This is a genomic window from Sphingomonas sp. SP4 (genome assembly GCF_058313375.1).
In genome coordinates this window covers 551,471-568,873 of the sequence record NZ_JBZFLE010000001.1, presented here as the reverse complement: position 1 = coordinate 568,873, position 17,403 = coordinate 551,471, and the positions used below count along the sequence as shown (strand labels likewise).

Here is a 17,403-nt window from a genome sequence, read left to right as displayed (position 1 = left end):
GGCTGATTGCAGCCGGCAAGGAGGGGCGATTGCGTTGTACGGAATGCGCTGCCGACGTGGATCCGCTGCGGGAATTCTGCCCGCATTGCGGAACGCCGACCAACTCCGCCTTGCGCCAGAGCCGCATCGACCGCGACCAGCAGCGCTCGCCGCAGGAGCTCAAGAGCAATCGCAAGACGGTCCTGATCGTCTGCGCCGGGATCGCGGCATTCCTCGTTGTTGCCGGCAGGATCCACGCGCCCTTCGGGCCCGTGCACATCAACTGGGACGATGACGCCAGGGCCCCGGTGGAGACCACCGCCACCGACTTCGCCCGCGCCTTCGCCGCCGACCCCGCCGCCGCCGAAAAGAAGTTCGGCGGGCGGGAGATCACCGTGACCGGGGAATTCCTGCGCACCGTGCCAGACGGCTACGGTCAGATCGACCTGCGCCTGAAGACCCCGAACCCCAATACCCCGCTCGGCGTCGACCTCGTCAGCGACGCCATCGACGACGCGAAGGAGCTGCGCCCCGGCCAGCAGGTAACCGTCAGCTGCCGCGAGGTCGCCGGCTCCGGCGACCAGCGCTGGCTGAAGGAATGCGCGATCCAGTCCGACGAAGACGCCGACGACAGCGACGCCCCCACGCCGCCCGCCGTACCCACACCGCCGGCACCACCCCCGCCGCCGGCACCGCCAGCCCCGCCTGCGACGAAGTAGCTTTCCTACACCGCCCGCTTTGTGGCTTTGTGGCTACGTGACGCTGTGCCCCTCCCGCCAACTGACTCTGCGTTCAATTTTTGTTATTAACGCCGCCGATCCGGTCAGCAGGGGGTGAGTCATCATGGCCACGGGTGCTGTCACGCAAAGAAGGCGTTCACGGGTACCGCGTCCTCGCAAGCCTTGGTGGGAAAGGTACTTCCTCTTTCCCGCCGGCGCCGCCGCCATCGCAGCGGCCTTCATCACTGCGGGCCCGCAGTGGATGGACCTGGCCACGCGCTGGATGAACGATATCCCGGTGTTCCACACGCCGGAACGGGAGGACCTTTCCGCTCTGTGGGTCAAGAACTACGACTGCACCACGTCCCCCGGCCCGTGGTTCTCGCGAGCCAGCAACGTGAAGATCTCGTCGGTGATCTGCAATTCGGGCGACGTCTTCGTGCACGCCACCACGCCCGGCCACGACTATTTCAAATGGCTGCCGCTGGAGACCATCATCCCGGCGCCAAGCTCCGGCGGTGGAGTCATTCCGGCTGCCAATGCGGCGACCTTGCCCCCCGGCATGGTTCATCAGGCGCAGGCCCAGCAGACGCCGTCGGACCAGAACATCATCTGCCACCGCTTCGTCGACAAGCGCTACCTGCTCCGCCGCGTCCAGACGCCCGAAGGCTGCTTCGACGAAACCATCGACATGTTCAAAGGCGAAGTGGTGTCGCGAAAGCAGGCCCCCTGTACGCCGCAATGCTGAGAGACTGATCTCGCGCCGCGACGCTGCTCGTCACTGCGAACTTCAGTGAAGATACGGACCCGAGGAACCGCGCGCCGCGACCCATGAAACCGAAAACCGAGATGATCGTTTCGGGGACAAATCGGCCGCTTGGCGGTCAGGGAAATCGGGATTTGTTCGCGTGGCGGACTACAGGCTTTATGGCCTCGACGGGGTCAATAAGGTCGCGTCCGGCGAGTGGTTTGACGCCGAGGATGACCTTCAAGCGATCGAGGTCGCGAAGACAATGATGGACGGACACGACTGCGAGCTTTGGCAGGGCCGCCGGCTCGTGGCGCGTATTCCGCGGCGGCGCTAACCGGTGAGGCGCTCGGCTTCGAGCCGTGCGACCAGGCGCTTTCCGTCCCAGATCTCGCACTTGGATCAGAAGCCGTCCGCTTCGGCCTTGGCGATCGCGGCTTCGTCGTTCTCGGCTTCGAGCCAGTCGGCGCTGACGATCTTCATCACCGCATCGAAGCAATAGATGCGGTACATCTTTTTGGGGGTGGACATCGGTGGCTCCCTGATACGCAGCGGGAGCACATCCATTGTCTCTCAGTCACCGCTGCGCTGAGGCAAGGGGCGGTGATGGCGTCCTTGTACACCTATTGCGATGAACCCAGCATAACCTCGGTTAAGTACTTGGTTCATTAGGCTTCAGATAGCGCTGCGCGTCTGCATTGGGGTCGGTGGTCGGCGCGGTCGCTCGATATTCACGATATTCCTGCACTTCCTTCTGCTTGTCCGGCGGCAGCGAGGACTCCCAGTCGGCCTGCGACGGAGCGCTGTCGCCCATCGTCACCTGCTCCCCACCCTCGATCTGCTGCGCCCATTGCTGGAGCAGCGGCCGGACGGTGAGGAGATTGAGCATCCAGTCCGGAGCATACGCCAGCCGAGCCCGCGACGTCCCGGCAAGCGCGTTGGACAGCACAGCCTTCTCGCCATGGGCCCGCACCGTCACCAGCGTCTGGCTGCCGTCGCCCTGCGGCGTGAAGTTGATCTGCGCCCGGCCGCCTTCCTGGCCGTCGAAGAACAGGTGGACGATCAGCTGCTTGTCGAGTTCGCGATCGACTCGAACTTCGAACGGCACCGGCTTTCCGCCCTCGATGTCGGTGGTCCCGCTCTGCGGCATGTTGTCGATGGCTTGGGAAATGCCGATGTAAGTGGCGTCCGTACCCTTATGGACGAGCTGCTGGGCACTCGACCCATAATAGCTGCCCGCAAGCCAACCCGCCCCGGTCAGCACCGGGCCAATCAGATACTTAAGCATTCCGTCCCCTGCCCTACGCCAAGCAGAGGTTCCAATAAGCCGCTGGTCCTAAGGAGGATTTAAGCGAAGTCGCGCTGTGTTATGGCCGGCCTATGTGCAACCTCTACACCCAGACCAAATCCGTCGACGAGATCGCCAGAGTGTTCAGCGAATTGCAGATGCCGCTGACCTTTCCCGAAGGAATTCCGAACCTCCAGGCCACCGACGTCCGCATCACCGATCCAGGTCCGATCGTCCGGGCAAGCGAAGGAAAGCCGGGATCTTACGAGCTGGTTGTGCGGCGCTGGAGCTGGCCCGGATCCGGCGGCAAGCCGGTGTACAATTTCCGTTCCGACGGTCGTGAGTTCGAGAACGGCCGTTGCCTGATCGTCGCCGACGGCTTCTACGAGTTCACCGCGCCGAAGGATCCGAAGCAGAAGCGCAAGGATCGCTGGTTGTTCAGCTGGTCCGAAAGCGGAATGATCGGGATCGCCGGCCTGTCGCGAACCGTCCCCGAGCTGGGCGAAGCGTTCACGATGCTGACGACGGAGCCCGGCGAGGACATCGCGCCCTATCACAACCGCCAAGTGGCGGTCGTCCCACCCTCGGATTGGCGGGACTGGCTCGACTATCGCCAACCAGCGCGAGAATTGCTCAAACCATTGCCAAGCGGGTCGCTGAGCGTCTGCGCCTCAATGGTGGACGCCGGGACATTGCTCTGAATCAACCCTGGAGGCGAGCGAGCAGCAGATCGAACACGGCAGGGTGAAGCGGCCGTTCGAACTTCAGGCCGGCGATGAAGTCGTCGACCCAACAAACTTCCGCCTGGAGAACCTCCAGCCCGTCGAATTTCACCAGTAACTGCTCGCCGATGCGGGGCCGCTCGACGACCTCGATCTTGGCACCATCGGGTGACAAGTCGAAGATGCGCACGCTGTAGTTGTTCTGGCCGATGCGGCGCACCCTCACCTCGGTCGCCAGGTTTGCGCGATCCTTGTTGCGTTGCACCTGCTGTGGCGGCGCAGGCTCTTCGATCCCGAAGCGAAGGCCGGCCTTGCCGTCCTTGCACCAGCGCACTTCCGCATCGATCAACCCGCGTCCGACGACGGACAGCTTCAGCTTCTCGCCGGGCTCGAGCTCAATCGGCGTCTTAACCCCGCAACCGTCATACGCGAGGTCGAGGAGGCCGATGTCGACTGAGGTCCCATCGGAACGCAGCGCACGGCCTTCCAGGTCTACGGTTTTGCGCGTTTGGCGCCTGGGCTTCGGTGCCGGCTCAGGCCTCGGCGCCTCAGGGGTTGTCATCGAGGGGCCCAATTAATCGGCATACGAGCAGCCTCCATCGCGGCCACTCTAACCCAGGTTATTCCAACACTCGACACGAAATGTCGCCTGACGGACATTTCGGCACCGCTGATAGTTGTGACTAATTGCCGTCGCCGGACGATTGGACCATGTTGGTTTGGCCGCCGCTCCTGGCGACTCCCGGCGTGTATGCCGGGCAAGACGAGGAGCTCTGCCATGACGTATCTGGCGAGACTGTTCACCACCGCTGCGTTGATTGGCTCAATCGCTGGTCCGGCTTCGGCCCAGTACCAGGACCCGCAGTCCTACCCGCAGCAATATCCTCCGCAGGGTCAGTACCCGCAGCAGTATCCGCAAGGTCAGTATCCGCCGGGGCAGTACCCCCAAGGCCAATATCCGCAGGGCCAGTATCCGCAGCAGGGATACGGCTACCCGAATCAGCAATATGGAACGACGGAGAGCGCCGTCGGTGCGATCGTCGATTCCCTCATCGGCGGCCGCTACGCAGTCAGCGACCGCCAGGCGATCCACAGTTGCGCCTGGGCCGCGGTTCAGCGTGCCCAGCAATATCAACCAATGCCCTACCCGTATCAGGGCTATCCTGGGCAGTATCAGGGGCAGCGTTATCCCGGCTACAACAATGCGATACGCGTCACGGCGATTACCGACGTGCAGCGACGTTCGAGCGGCGTTCGCGTCCGCGGACTGCTCGCCACCGGCCTCTACCGCAATCAGCCCTATGACCCGCGCTACGGATATAATGGCGGCTATCCGGGCGGCTACGGAGGCAACCTAAGCTTCCGGTGCGACGTGGATTACCGCGGGTACGTCTATAACGTGCGATTGGACCCAGGCTACCGGGCTTACTAAGGGCTGCCAACCCCGCGCTTAGTGCGTGCTAGCGTAGCCCCGTCGTGATCATGCCCCGCCCTTTTAGATAGGCGATGCTAGGACGAACGGCCTGCGATCCTAGAGCGGACTAATCTGCTCCTCGAGCTCGCGCTCGGTCAGCAGTTTTTCACGGGCGGGCCTAGTGGGGGCCGGTGATTGAGGCCATCGAAAGATGGACGAACTTCGAGGGTTTGGCAAAATGCTCGTCGTCCGCGGAAAGTCATCATTCGCGGCTGGCTTCGGTATCATCGGCACGCCTCCTCGGCGGGTCCCAACGCGTTACTTCCCAGAGTGTTTCGACTCAGCGCATTTCGGCAGCGGGCTGGATGACTGCGCAGGCAATCCGCGCGCCGCTGTTGCCGCTGGGATCGGTCACATTGTCGTCTGCTGATGCATGTATGACAAGAGCCGCGCCATCGGCATCCAGAAGAACCCGGGGATCGCCCGCGGGGCCGGTGAGCATGGCGTTCGGCAGCGTCACCATCTTTCCGAGCACGCCATTCGCCGCGACTTCGACATTAGGCAGGTCGCCGGCGTGCGGACCCGCCGGATTGCTGAGCCCGTGTTTCTTGGCGAGCGGGTTCCAATGCGAACCGGCGCTGGTGAAGTCGGGGCCTTCGCAGCGTCCCACGCTGTGGACGTGAATGCCGTGAACACCGTGCGGCAGGTCGGTGGCATCGACCCGGAACGTAACGCCGCCGGCTGTCTGCCAGGCTCGGACGGTTCCGATCGTCTGGCCGCCGGCATTGACCAGCGGCATCGGAGCGCCGCCCTGGGGTTCATGCGCAGGCGCGCAGGCCGCGGCGAGGATCGGCAGCAGAAGAGTGTGTTTACGCATACATCCTCCTTTGTTCCCCTGCGAAAGAGGGGTCCAGTCACTGCGCTCCTGCCTCCGCAGAAGCGCTTTCCGGTTCCACTTTCACTAGGACCTGGCCCTCTGTCACCTGTGTTCCGGCAATCGCGCTGAGCTCCGATACAGTGCCATCGAACGGAGCAGTCAGCGCATGCTCCATCTTCATTGCTTCCAGCGTGAGCAAGCGTTGCCCTTTGGCAACCTTTTCCCCCCGCGAAACCTCGACCGCGGTCACCTTCCCGGGCATCGGCGCTTCGATCTCGCCGTCATGAAGGCCATGCGACGTGCCGGTGCCGCGCGCGTCCGTCGTGAACAGGAAGGGCTGTGCGTCCTTGTACACCAAAGCGCCGCCCGCCAAGGGCATGCTGAAACCCGACGCCGCTGTGCAGCTTTCAAGATCGAGCACACGCCGCTCATGCCCAAGTTGAAGCGCGATGATGGCCTTGTCGGGCGCATTCAACCTGAAGCCGAAATTGCTCGCCCACGGATCCGCGACGCTATTCTCGCCCGCCTGGAAATAAGGGGCGAACGACTGCATCGCCGCGACCATCCACTCGTTGTCGCCAGCCTCAGGCGCGGCGGCGAGCGCATCGCCTCGGTCCGCGATCAGCGACGTCGTGACTTTGCCCGCCTGGAAGTCCGCATCGTTCAAGCACGCAAGCAGGAAGGCAGCATTCGTCTTCACCGGCCATATGCGCAGCGCGTAGAGCGAAGCGGCGAGGTTCATCATCGCCTCCGTCCGGTCATCGCCGCTCGCCACGAGCTTCGCGATCATCGGATCATAGTATGGACTGATTTCGTCGCCCTGCTCGACGCCAGTCTCGACGCGCACCACTTCGTCTGGGAACTCGGCGACCTCCAGTCGGCCGATGCTGGGCAAAAAGCCCTTCGAAGGATCCTCGGCATACAGCCGCGCTTCCATCGCCCAACCGTCGATCGAGAGCTCGTCTTGCTGCAGCGGCAGCGGCTCGCCTGAAGCGACCCGGAGCTGCCATTCGACGAGATCCTGGCCGGTAATTTCCTCGGTCACCGGGTGTTCGACCTGCAGCCGCGTGTTCATCTCCATGAACCAGATGCGGTCCGCCTTCAGGCCGTCGCTGGCGTCAGCGATGAACTCGATTGTGCCGGCGCCCTCGTAGTTGACCGCCTGCGCGGCGCATACCGCGGCGCCGCACACCGCCTCACGCGTTTCGGCGTCCATGCCCGGCGCCGGCGCTTCCTCGATCACCTTCTGGTGGCGGCGCTGGAGCGAACAGTCGCGCTCGAACAAATGCACGACGTTGCCGTGGCTGTCGCCGAACACCTGCACCTCGATGTGGCGCGGCGAGAGGATGTATTTTTCGATGAGCACGCGGTCGTCGCCGAATGCGCTTGCCGCCTCGCGCTTGGCGCTGTCGAGCGCGTCGTCGAACTGGCCGGCTTCGTCGACGCGGCGCATGCCCTTGCCGCCGCCGCCCGCGACTGCCTTGATCAGCACCGGATAGCCGATGGCGTCTGCTTCCGACTTGAGGTGCGCCGGATCCTGGTTCTCGCCGAGATAGCCGGGCGTCACGGGCACGCCAGCGTCCGCCATGAGCTTCTTCGCAGCATCCTTGAGACCCATCGCGCGGATGCTGTCCGGCTTCGGCCCGACCCAGATCAGCCCAGCATCGATCACCGCCTGCGCGAAGTCCGCATTCTCGGAGAGGAAGCCGTAGCCCGGGTGAATCGCCTCCGCGCCGGTCTCCTTCGCTGCCGCGATGATCTTGTCGCCGATCAGATAGCTCTCACGCGCGGGGCTTGGCCCGATGTGCACCGCCTCGTCCGCCATGCGCACGTGCAGAGCCTTCGCATCGGCGTCCGAGTAGACCGCGACCGTGCGAATGCCGAGGCTTCGCGCGGTGCGGATCACACGACACGCGATCTCGCCCCGATTGGCGATCAGCAACGATTTCATCAGTCCGGCAGGCAGCGTCCGCTCTCCTCTTGTTCCTTGGCCGACGCGCCGTGGGCCGCGCAGTAAATCGCCTCGAGAAGGCGCGCCAGGCTCGGCACTTCCGTCTTCCCGCCCGCGGAAACGAACGGATATTCGAGCACCATGCGCCCCGAATCCAGATAGATCGACGGAACATTCGCCTCGGGCGCGTTGGTCAGGAACAGGCGCTTGTCCTTCGCGCTCGCGTCGATCAGCGGCTTCTTGAGGTAATGTTGCTTGCAGGCCTGCGCATAAGCGGCGTCGAAGTTCTTCGCGGTGCGCTCGACGAGCTCCGTCGTGAAGATCTTAGGCATGCTTTCCGCCGCGGAGATGTGCACGGGTGGGCACTGGGCCGAAGCCGCAAGAGCGAGCGCTGTCATCACGGCCGGTAGATCTTGTAGACGAACAAGCCGAGACCGAGGCAAATCGCGGCGAGCCACATGATCCCGCGCGGCACGCTCTGCCCTGTCGCCGACGTCGGCAGATGCATGTCTTCCCAATACGCCTGACCGCTGCGGCCACGCAGCGGGAAATAGGCTTGGATGAGGCTGAGCGCTTCATCCCGTGACCAACGGTCAAAGCGCTGATCGGGCGGATGCGTCCGACGCACGGCACGGAACATCGTCGCAGTTGCGCCGTCGCGCATCTCGACGATGTAACCGCCTTCGTCGATCGCCGACTGCACGAAGTCCGCATCGCCGGATTCAAGGATGGCAAAGTCACCGTCGCCGCGTCCCCAAGTCGCGAGAGCGCTCGCGAGCTCTTCGGCACTCGTGATTGCGATCGCTTGGGCGCCGTTGAGGATTAAGTTCATGCTCACATCCGGAACACGCCGAACTGCGGCCGGTCGGGGATCGGTGCGTTCAGCGTTGCGGCGAAGGCCAGACCGAGCACGTCGCGTGTTTGCGCGGGGTCGATGATGCCGTCGTCCCACAGCCGCGCGGTCGCGTGCCACGGATTGCCCTGCGCCTCGTAATCGTCGCGGATCGGCTGCTTGAAAGCTGCGGCCTGCTCAGGCGTCCACTTGTCAGCGTCGCGGTGGACGGTCGCGAGCACGCTCGCCGCCTGCTCACCGCCCATGACGCTGATGCGCGAGTTGGGCCAGGTAAACAGGAAGCGCGGCGAGTAGGCGCGACCGGACATGCCGTAGTTGCCCGCGCCGAAGCTGCCGCCGATCAGCACGGTGATCTTGGGCACGCTCGCAGTAGCAACCGCGGTGACGAGCTTGGCGCCATGTTTGGCGATGCCTTCGGACTCGTACTTCCCACCGACCATGAAGCCGCTGATGTTCTGCAGGAACAGAAGCGGCGTGCGGCGCTGGCAGGCCAGCTCGATGAAGTGCGCCCCTTTGACGGCGCTCTCGCTGAACAACACCCCGTTATTGGCAAGGATCGCGACCGGGATGCCCCAGATGTGCGCGAACCCGCACACGAGCGTCGACCCGTATAGCGGCTTGAACTCGTGAAATTCGGAGCCGTCGACGATGCGCGCGATGATCTCGTGCACATCGTAAGGCGCGCGAACATCTTCCGGGATGATGCCGTAGAGGTCCTCGGCATCGAACAAAGGCGGACGCGGTTCGCGCAGCTCTATCGCCGCCCCCGCACCCGGCTGAAGCGTCGAGACGATGTCGCGCACGATGGTCAGCGCATGCTCGTCATTTTCGGCAAGATGGTCGACCACGCCCGACTTGCGCGCGTGCAGATCGCCGCCGCCAAGGTCCTCGGCGCTGATCTCCTCGCCCGTCGCGGCCTTCACCAATGGCGGACCGCCAAGGAAGATCGTGCCCTGGTTGCGGACGATCACGCTCTCGTCGCTCATCGCTGGAACGTAGGCGCCGCCCGCGGTGCAGCTGCCCATCACGCAGGCGATCTGCGCGATGCCCTTCGACGACATCTGCGCCTGGTTGAAGAAGATGCGGCCGAAGTGATCGCGGTCCGGAAAGACTTCCGCCTGGTGCGGCAGGTTCGCGCCGCCGCTGTCGACGAGATACACGCACGGTAGACGGTTCTGCTCGGCAATCTCCTGCGCGCGGAGATGCTTCTTCACCGTCATCGGATAGTAAGTGCCGCCTTTGACCGTCGCATCGTTGCAGACGATCATCACCTGCTGCCCAGACACGCGCCCGATGCCGGCGATCAGGCCTGCACCAGGCACCTCGCCATCATACATGTCGCACGCGGCGAGCTGGCCGATCTCGAGGAATGGTGAGCCGGGATCGAGCAGCCGCTCGACGCGGTCGCGGGGAAGCAGCTTGCCGCGCGACACGTGTCGTTCGCGGCTCTTTTCGTTCCCTCCGAGCGCCGCTTCGGCGACGTCGGCACGCAGCTTCTCTGCCAGCGAGCGGTTGTGCGCCGCCCGAGCGCGGAACTCGTCGCCGTCCGTAGCGATTTTGCTCTCGATGCGCGGCGCGCTCATGCCCCTCTGTCGTCCGTTGGTCGAAAAACCTTTTGCGGTTCGCCTAGCGGTTGCTTGAGCCATTGCAAAGCGCCGCTGTGGACGCGATGCGCTCACGCAACGATCACGAGTCTCTGGGGAGAGGTCAGTAAATGAAACGCTCCGTAATGTTCATTGTCGCCGCGTCGGCGCTCGCGCTCACTGCCTGCAACACACAGACCACGGGCGGTAACGCTAGCGCGGTCGCGGAAGGCACCGGCCTCGGCATCACCCCGGCGTGGATGGACAAGTCGGTGAAGCCGGGTGACGACTTCTTCAGCTACGCCGACGGCAGCTGGGTGAAGAACACGGAAATCCCGGCAGACCGTTCGCGCATCGGCGGTTTCTACATCGCAGACCAGGAGCGCGAGAAGAACACGCGCACACTCTTCGACGAGATCATGAAGTCGAACCCGACCAGCGGTCCGAACGCGATGATCGCGAATTACTACAATGCGTATGTAAACACCGACGCGATCGACAAGGCGGGTATCGCGCCTGCGAAGGCAGACCTCGACGCGATCAACGCAATCGCCGACAAGCGCGGGCTGAGCGCCGCGATCGGCGGCACGCTCCGTGCCGACACGGATCCGCTCAACGCGACCAATTACTCGACGGAGAATCTGTTCGGAATCTTCGTGTCGCAGGGCCTTGCGACCCCAGGCGAGCAGCTGCCCTATCTGATGCAGGGCGGCCTCGGCCTTCCGGAGCGTGACTATTACCTGTCGGGCGACGCCAAGATGGTCGACACGCGCAACAAGTACAAAGCGTACGTCCAGCAAATGCTCCAGCTGGCCGGCTATTCGGACCCGGCAGGCGCCGCGAACCGGATCCTGGATCTCGAAACCAAGATCGCGAAGGCGCACGAAACCCGCGAAGAGAGCGAGAATTTCGGAAACGGCGCGCAGGTGTGGACCCGCGCGCAGCTCGAGCAAAAGGCGCCGGGCATCGACTGGGCGGCGCTGCTCGATGCAGCGCAGCTCGGCAGCGCTCCGAAGTTCGACGCTTATCATTATGCGTCGATCCCCAAGCTCTCGGCGCTGGTTGCCTCCGAGCCGCTGCAGAACTGGAAGGACTGGCTCGCCTTCCACACGATCAACAAGCAGGCGAACGTCCTGCCCAAGCCTTTCCGCGATGCGAGCTTCGCGTTCAACGGCACCGTGCTGAGCGGCACGCCCCAGCAGCGTCCGCGCGACATGCAGGCGCTCAACGCGACCAGCAACGCGCTGCAGGACGCGGTCGGCAAGGCTTACGTCGACAAGTACTTCCCCGCCTCGTCAAAGGCCGAGATCCAGAAGATGGTCGACAACATCAAGGCCGCGTTCGCCAAGCGCGTCCAGGCGATCGACTGGATGGCGCCATCCACCAAGGCGGAGGCGCTGAAGAAGGTCCAGAACATCGTGGTCGGCATCGGCTATCCCGACACCTGGCGCGATTATGCGGGCCTGCAGATCGTCGGCGACAATGCCTACGCCAACCAGAAGAACGTCGGCCTGTACGAATACAAGCACCAGATCTCGAAGATCGGCAAGCCGATGGACCGCAAGGAATGGTGGATGCCGCCGCAGCTGGTCAACGCGGTGAACCTGCCGGTGCAGAATGCGCTGAACTTCCCGGCAGCCATCCTGGTGCGGCCGTTCTACGACCCGAACGCGGACGCCGCGTTCAACTATGGCGGCATCGGCGCGACCATCGGTCACGAGATCAGCCACAGCTTCGACAATGGCGGAGCCTTGTTCGACGCCAGCGGCGCGCTGCGCAACTGGTGGACCCCCGCGGACTTCAAGAAGTTCCAAGCCGCCGGCGACGCGCTCGCAGCTCAGTTCGATCAATATGAGGCGCTTCCGGGCCTGCATGTGAACGGCAAGCTGACGCTCAGCGAGAATATCGCCGACGTCGCCGGCCTCGCCGCAGCGTACGATGCTTACAAGGCGTCGCTGAACGGCAAGCAGGCGCCGGTGATCGACGGCTACACCGGCGACCAGCGCTTCTTCCTCGCCTACGGCCAGTCCTGGGCAGTGAAGACCCGGCCGGAAACGCTGCGCCGCATCGTGCTCACCAACGGCCACGCGCCCGAGCAATTCCGTGCACAGACGGTCCGCAACATCGACGCCTGGTACCCGGCGTTCAACGTGCAGCCGGGGCAGAAGCTGTACCTCACGCCCGAAAAGCGGGTGAAGATCTGGGGGTAAGCAACGGTGCCAAGACTAAGCGAGGGTTTGCGACGCAAACTCTCGCTTAGGCGAAGAGACGGCGAACGCCGGCCAGACGAGATCGCGCGCCCGAGTATACGTATGCAGCTTCATTGACCGGCGACTGCCCAATTCTACGCTCCGCCAACTCAAAGGGGAGGAGAGTTGGGTGGCTGGGGCTGAACGCATTGATCATTCGCGTCGGGGTATATGGCGGTGTGCGCTCGTACTGATCACGGCGCTGAGCACGACCAGCCATTCAGCTCCGGCACCGCAACGAGCGGTCACCAACGTTTGGGATCGTCCCCCAGAGGATGACATCATCTATCTCATCATGCCGGACCGCTTTGCGAACGGCGATCCAACCAACGATCGTGGCGGGCTTGCCGGGGACAGGATGCAGACCGGCTATGATCCCACGGACAAGGCCTTCTGGCACGGCGGCGATCTAAAGGGCGTACTTTCGAAGCTTGATTACATTCAGGGACTGGGCGCGAACGCCATTTGGCTCACTCCAGTTTTCGGAAACCAAATCGTGCACGGAGAGGGTAGTCGCGCGAGTGCCGGCTATCACGGCTACTGGGGCCTGAACTTCACCGACATCGATCCCCACCTCGGCACAAGGGCGGATTACAAGGCCTTGGTCGATGCGGCGCACGCGCGCGGGATCAAGGTCTACTTCGACATCGTCATCAATCACACCGGCGACATCATCAAGTACCGCGAATGCCCGAAGTCATTCTGCCCGTACGGCGGCAAGGCCGACTACCCATACACGCTGCAGGGTGGAGACAAAGCTCGGCAGATCAACCCCGGTTTTCGGGGCGACGCACCTGATGACCAGAAATCAGCCAACTTCGAGCGGCTCACCAATCTGAACTACGCGTACACGCCCTACATTCCCGCTGGAGCTGAGCACGCCAAGACGCCCGCTTGGCTCAACGATCCCAAGATGTACCACAATCGGGGTGAGTCCACCTTTCGTGGCGAGAGCTCACAGTATGGCGATTTCATCAGGCTCGACGACGTGTTTACGGAGAATCCGCGCGTACTAGCGGGGATGATCGACATCTATGGTCGTTGGATCGACGAGTTCGGCGTCGATGGATTTCGCATCGATACTGCCCGTCACGTCAATTCCGAATTTTGGCAGGCCTTCGTTCCTGCTATGCAGGCTCGGGCGCGGGCGCGAGGCATTCCCAACTTTCACATCTTCGGCGAAGTGATGGAGTTCTCGCCAGGCGAGCTGGCGCGCTTCACCCGGGTCGACAAGCTGCCGGCCGTCAACGACTTCGCTCTTCAGGGCGCCCTAGTCGAGGCGATTGCCAAGAATGGCCCCACTGACGCGATCACGAACATCTTTCGCGGTGACGTCTTGTATGAAGGTGGTGAGGCCACCGCTCGGCGATTGGCCACTCTGACCGGGAATCACGACGTCTACCGTTTCGCTCGCGCAGTCATGCTCGCTCGCCCCAATGCTTCTCTTGACGAGGTCCAAAAGCGGGTTCGACTGGCTTATGCGGTGATCCTTCTGTCGAGGGGCATTCCCACGATCTACTACGGTGACGAGCAAGGCTTCACTGGCCTGCCGGAGGTAGCAGCTCCCGTGGATCAAAACTCCCGCGAGGACATGTTCGCGACGCGCACCGCGGCGTATGCAATGGCCCGCCGGCTGGGATCATCCAATGTGACGGGCGCGGGTGATCATTTCGATATCACGCATCCGCTATACCGCGACCTCGCCCAACTCGCGCGCATACGCTCATCAGATCCGGCGCTGCGTCGTGGTGCTCAGATCTCGCGCAGCTCTGGCGATCAACCCGGGCTGCTTGCATTCTCGCGTTTGGACGGCGGTCATGAAACCCTCGCCGTATTCAACACCAGCACGAAGCCGCTCGATGCGCAGGTTGTTGTCGATCCGAGTTCCAGTCGTTGGATGAGCGTTGCAGGTGCATGCGCCCAATCCGTGGCGGCGACGGGAAGCTATCGCGTTCGGGTGCCACCGTTGGACTATTTAGTCTGCCGCTCAGTGAGCAGCCATCACAACTAACGTCCGCTTTCCCTAATTGCAGAGACCAGCCGGATTTAAGTCACTCAGCCGGTCACAAACTCGATGCCGTGCTGCCGCCCAATCTCGGGGATCTTCGCGAGATCGTCGGGCATCCTCCGAACCTGTTTACTGATCTCGTGGAAGAACTCGGAACCGTGCGCTGGCGCCGCGAAAATAAGAACGCGGGCGGGCAACTCTGATCCGCCCTTAAACCCGTGAATTGTGCCGCGAGGCAGATAGTTGAAATCACCGGGTGTCGACGTCACCGGCTCGTCATCGATTACGAAATTCACTTGGCCTTCGAGTATGTAGTAGGCCTCGTCCCAATCATGGCGATGAGGCGGCGGGCCCATCCCAAGCGGCACCTGCTCTTCGAACAGCGACCAATTGCCGTTCGTCTCGGTTGCCTCGCACAGCATCGTTAGCGGCATACCCAGAACATTGAGTGGCGCTCGTTCGCGGGCTTTGACGATTGTTGCAGCCATGACTCACCTCCTGGCGAGCCGGTGCAATACGCTCTCATCGTACGATTGACGAATTTCGAGTGTACGTGACTCAGGCCCCGATCAGCTCCCGCCCAATCAGCATGCGCCGGATCTCATTCGTCCCCGCGCCAATGTCGAGCAGCTTGGCGTCGCGATAGTAGCGCTCCACGGGCCAGTCCTTGGTGTAGCCGGCGCCGCCCAAAGCCTGAACCGCTTCATTGGCGACCTTCACGGCATTTTCTGAGGCCAGCAGGATCGCGCCCGCTGCATCGTGGCGGGTCGTCTTGCCAGCGTCGCAGGCTTTGGCGACCTGATAGACGTAGGCACGTGCCGAGTTTAGCGCGACGTACATGTCGGCGATCTTGGCCTGCATCAGCTGGAAGCTCCCGATCGGCTTGCCGAACTGCTTGCGCTCGCGGACGTAGGGCAGGACGACGTCTAGGCAGGCTTGCATGATGCCGATCTGCATTCCAGCCAGCACCGTCCGCTCGTAGTCGAGGCCGCTCATCAGCACTTCGACGCCCTTATTTTCCTCGCCGAGGATATTCTCGGGCGGGACGAAGCAGTCGTCGAACACCAGCTCAGCGGTCGGCGAGCCGCGGATGCCGAGCTTGTCGACCTTCTGGCCGATCGAGAAGCCTTCCATGTCCTTTTCGATCAGGAAGGCGGTGATGCCGCGGCTCCCCTCGCCCGTCTTCGCGTAAACGACGAGCGTGTTGGCTTCGGAACCGTTGGTGATCCAGAATTTGGTGCCGTTGAGGCGATAGCCGTTGCCGCTCTTTTCGGCCTTCAACTTCATGCCGACGACGTCGCTGCCCGCGCCAGCCTCGCTCATCGCGAGCGCACCAACATGCTCGCCGCTGATCAGCTTGGGCAGATACTTCTGCTTCTGCTCGGGGTTTGCCCAGCGACGGATCTGGTTGACGCACAGGTTCGAATGGGCGCCGTAGCTGAGGCCCACCGACGCCGACGCACGCGCAACCTCTTCCTGCGCAACGACATGCTCGAGATAGCCGAGGCCGAGACCGCCCCATTCCTCTTCCACGGTGATCCCGTGGATTCCGAGCTCGCCCATTTGCGGCCAGAGATGGCGTGGGAATTCGTCGGTTTCGTCGATCTCGGCGGCGATCGGGGCGATCTTGTCGGCGGCGAAGCGCTGCGTGCTTTCGCGGATGGTGTCGGCCATCTCGCCCAGCTGAAAGTCGAAGGGAATGTCAGACATCTCGGGACCTCTTGAGTTGGCGGTGCCGCTAGCAGAGGCGGAAGCGTTTGAACACGGCAACGGCCGTGCCTATGTGCAGCGCAACAATCCGACTCCGGAGCAAATCGATGGCCACCACCGCTGAAGATCCTACCGTCATCCTTTCGATCGCCCGCACGCCCATGGGCGCTATGCAAGGCGCTCTCGCCGAAGTGTCCGCAACGGACCTTGGCGCTACGGCGGTGAAGGCTGCAGTGGAGCGCGCCGGCGTGTCCGGCGATGACATCGACCGGATCTACATGGGCTGCGTGCTCCCCGCCGGCCTCGGCCAGGCCCCTGCCCGCCAAGCCGCGATCAAGGCAGGCCTCCCGAAGTCAGTGCAGGCGACGACCGTCAACAAGGTTTGCGGTTCCGGCATGCAGACGGTGATCATGGGCGACGAGGCGATCCGCACGGGCAACGCCGACGTGATCGTAGCGGGCGGCATGGAGTCGATGACCAACGCGCCCTACCTCCTCAAGAAGCACCGCTCGGGCGCGCGCATCGGCCACGACACGGCCTACGACCATATGTTCCTCGACGGCCTCGAGGATGCCTATGAGGAAGGCCGCGCCATGGGCAGCTTCGCCCAGTGCACCGCCGACGAATATCAGCTGACCCGTGAGTCGATGGACGAATACGCCATCGAAAGCCTCAATCGGGCCAAGGCGGCGATCGACAATGGCGGCTTCAAGGATGAAATCACGCCGGTCACGATCAAGACCCGCACCGGCGAGACGGTCGTCGACACTGACGAAGCGCCGGGCCGCGGCCGGCCGGACAAGATCCCGCAGCTGAAGCCGGCTTTCGCCAAGGAAGGCACCATCACTGCTGCCACCAGCTCCTCGATCTCCGACGGCGCTGCCGCGGTCGTCCTGACCAGCGAATCCAAGGCCAACGAGAAGGGTCTGAAGCCGGTGGCGCGCATCGTCGCGACTGCTGCCCATGCTCAGGAGCCGGCGCAGTTCACCGTCGCCCCCATCGGCGCGATCGAGAAGGTGCTCGAAAAGGCCGGCTGGAAGGCCGCCGACGTCGACCTGTGGGAAGTGAACGAGGCGTTCGCCTGTGTCGCCATGTTCGCGATGAAGGACCTCGGCATCCCGCATGAGAAGATCAACGTCCACGGCGGCGCCACCGCGCTCGGTCACCCGATCGGCGCCAGCGGCACCCGCATCATCGTCACGTTGATCAATGCGTTGAAGCAGAAGGGCGCCAAGCGCGGCGTCGCGTCGCTCTGCATCGGCGGCGGCGAGGCCACGGCGGTAGCGGTCGAACTCGTCTAAC

19 protein-coding genes are annotated in these 17,403 nt (G+C 63.3%); 9 read left to right on the top strand and 10 right to left on the bottom strand.

The genetic code is table 11. From position 1 onward, the window contains the following. The first annotated feature begins 29 nt into the window (after window positions 1-29). From AC4GYV_RS02890 to AC4GYV_RS02880, 3 genes are all read left to right on the top strand, one after another. On the top strand, window positions 30-698 hold the full coding sequence (locus tag AC4GYV_RS02890) for an OB-fold protein (protein ID WP_491099157.1): 669 nt from the start codon (window positions 30-32) through the stop codon (window positions 696-698). Window positions 699-822: 124 nt separating this feature from the next. Continuing rightward, window positions 823-1,446: a hypothetical protein gene (locus AC4GYV_RS02885; protein WP_491099156.1), complete on the top strand. Its 624-nt coding sequence runs from the start codon at window positions 823-825 to the stop codon at window positions 1,444-1,446. A 160-nt stretch (window positions 1,447-1,606) separates the two neighbouring features. Continuing rightward, window positions 1,607-1,783 carry a hypothetical protein gene (locus AC4GYV_RS02880; protein ID WP_491099155.1) on the top strand — a complete coding sequence of 59 codons (177 nt, stop codon included), beginning with the start codon at window positions 1,607-1,609 and terminating at the stop codon, window positions 1,781-1,783. A 65-nt stretch (window positions 1,784-1,848) separates the two neighbouring features. Here AC4GYV_RS02880 and AC4GYV_RS02875 read toward each other — a convergent pair whose 3' ends face one another. Both AC4GYV_RS02875 and AC4GYV_RS02870 read right to left on the bottom strand, forming a co-directional pair. Further along, window positions 1,849-1,977 carry a hypothetical protein gene (locus AC4GYV_RS02875; RefSeq protein WP_491099154.1) on the bottom strand — a complete coding sequence of 43 codons (129 nt, stop codon included), beginning with the start codon at window positions 1,975-1,977 and terminating at the stop codon, window positions 1,849-1,851. A 121-nt stretch (window positions 1,978-2,098) separates the two neighbouring features. Then, the gene (locus tag AC4GYV_RS02870; RefSeq protein ID WP_491099153.1) at window positions 2,099-2,734 is read right to left on the bottom strand and encodes a hypothetical protein; all 636 of its coding nucleotides are present in this window, start codon (window positions 2,732-2,734) and stop codon (window positions 2,099-2,101) included. 92 nt (window positions 2,735-2,826) lie between these two features. Between AC4GYV_RS02870 and AC4GYV_RS02865 the strand changes: the two genes are divergently transcribed. Next, a complete protein-coding gene (locus tag AC4GYV_RS02865) occupies window positions 2,827-3,435 on the top strand; it encodes an SOS response-associated peptidase (protein WP_491099152.1) in 609 nt (202 codons plus the stop codon). Between the two features lies 1 nt (window position 3,436). Here AC4GYV_RS02865 and AC4GYV_RS02860 read toward each other — a convergent pair whose 3' ends face one another. Beyond that, a complete protein-coding gene (locus AC4GYV_RS02860; RefSeq protein WP_491099151.1) occupies window positions 3,437-4,018 on the bottom strand; it encodes a PilZ domain-containing protein in 582 nt (193 codons plus the stop codon). Between the two features lie 216 nt (window positions 4,019-4,234). Here AC4GYV_RS02860 and AC4GYV_RS02855 point away from each other — a divergent pair, with 216 nt between their 5' ends. Next, on the top strand, window positions 4,235-4,888 hold the full coding sequence (locus tag AC4GYV_RS02855) for a hypothetical protein (RefSeq protein ID WP_491099150.1): 654 nt from the start codon (window positions 4,235-4,237) through the stop codon (window positions 4,886-4,888). 322 nt (window positions 4,889-5,210) lie between these two features. On the opposite strand, the gene AC4GYV_RS02850 is transcribed toward AC4GYV_RS02855, so the two are convergent. From AC4GYV_RS02850 to AC4GYV_RS02830, 5 genes are all read right to left on the bottom strand, one after another. Further along, window positions 5,211-5,747 (bottom strand): superoxide dismutase family protein, encoded by a 537-nt coding sequence (locus AC4GYV_RS02850; RefSeq protein WP_491099149.1) that lies wholly within the window; start codon window positions 5,745-5,747, stop codon window positions 5,211-5,213. A 37-nt stretch (window positions 5,748-5,784) separates the two neighbouring features. Next, window positions 5,785-7,701 carry an acetyl/propionyl/methylcrotonyl-CoA carboxylase subunit alpha gene (locus tag AC4GYV_RS02845; RefSeq protein WP_491100373.1) on the bottom strand — a complete coding sequence of 639 codons (1,917 nt, stop codon included), beginning with the start codon at window positions 7,699-7,701 and terminating at the stop codon, window positions 5,785-5,787. After that, window positions 7,698-8,030, bottom strand: coding sequence for a hypothetical protein (locus AC4GYV_RS02840; RefSeq protein WP_491099148.1), 333 nt, complete (start codon window positions 8,028-8,030; stop codon window positions 7,698-7,700). Before AC4GYV_RS02840 ends, AC4GYV_RS02845 begins: the two co-directional genes overlap by 4 nt. Window positions 8,031-8,095: 65 nt before the next feature. Beyond that, on the bottom strand, window positions 8,096-8,530 hold the full coding sequence (locus AC4GYV_RS02835; protein WP_491099147.1) for a hypothetical protein: 435 nt from the start codon (window positions 8,528-8,530) through the stop codon (window positions 8,096-8,098). Between the two features lie 2 nt (window positions 8,531-8,532). After that, on the bottom strand, window positions 8,533-10,134 hold the full coding sequence (locus tag AC4GYV_RS02830) for a carboxyl transferase domain-containing protein (protein ID WP_491099146.1): 1,602 nt from the start codon (window positions 10,132-10,134) through the stop codon (window positions 8,533-8,535). 131 nt (window positions 10,135-10,265) lie between these two features. Between AC4GYV_RS02830 and AC4GYV_RS02825 the strand changes: the two genes are divergently transcribed. After that, window positions 10,266-12,344: a M13 family metallopeptidase gene (locus AC4GYV_RS02825; protein WP_491099145.1), complete on the top strand. Its 2,079-nt coding sequence runs from the start codon at window positions 10,266-10,268 to the stop codon at window positions 12,342-12,344. A 208-nt stretch (window positions 12,345-12,552) separates the two neighbouring features. Next, a complete protein-coding gene (locus tag AC4GYV_RS02820; protein ID WP_491100372.1) occupies window positions 12,553-14,394 on the top strand; it encodes an alpha-amylase family glycosyl hydrolase in 1,842 nt (613 codons plus the stop codon). Window positions 14,395-14,438: 44 nt separating this feature from the next. Here the strand turns inward: AC4GYV_RS02820 and AC4GYV_RS02815 are convergent, their stop codons facing one another. Both AC4GYV_RS02815 and AC4GYV_RS02810 read right to left on the bottom strand, forming a co-directional pair. Further along, complete coding sequence (locus AC4GYV_RS02815) at window positions 14,439-14,879, bottom strand: cupin domain-containing protein (protein ID WP_491099144.1); 441 nt, start codon at window positions 14,877-14,879, stop codon at window positions 14,439-14,441. Window positions 14,880-14,949: 70 nt separating this feature from the next. Then, on the bottom strand, window positions 14,950-16,101 hold the full coding sequence (locus tag AC4GYV_RS02810; RefSeq protein ID WP_491099143.1) for an isovaleryl-CoA dehydrogenase: 1,152 nt from the start codon (window positions 16,099-16,101) through the stop codon (window positions 14,950-14,952). Here AC4GYV_RS02810 and AC4GYV_RS02805 point away from each other — a divergent pair. Further along, entirely contained in the window at window positions 16,091-16,225 is a 135-nt protein-coding gene (locus AC4GYV_RS02805) for a hypothetical protein (protein ID WP_491099142.1), read from the top strand. The genes AC4GYV_RS02810 and AC4GYV_RS02805 overlap by 11 nt on opposite strands. Then, window positions 16,209-17,402, top strand: coding sequence for a thiolase family protein (locus AC4GYV_RS02800; protein WP_491099141.1), 1,194 nt, complete (start codon window positions 16,209-16,211; stop codon window positions 17,400-17,402). Before AC4GYV_RS02805 ends, AC4GYV_RS02800 begins: the two co-directional genes overlap by 17 nt. Window position 17,403 lies beyond the last annotated feature (1 nt).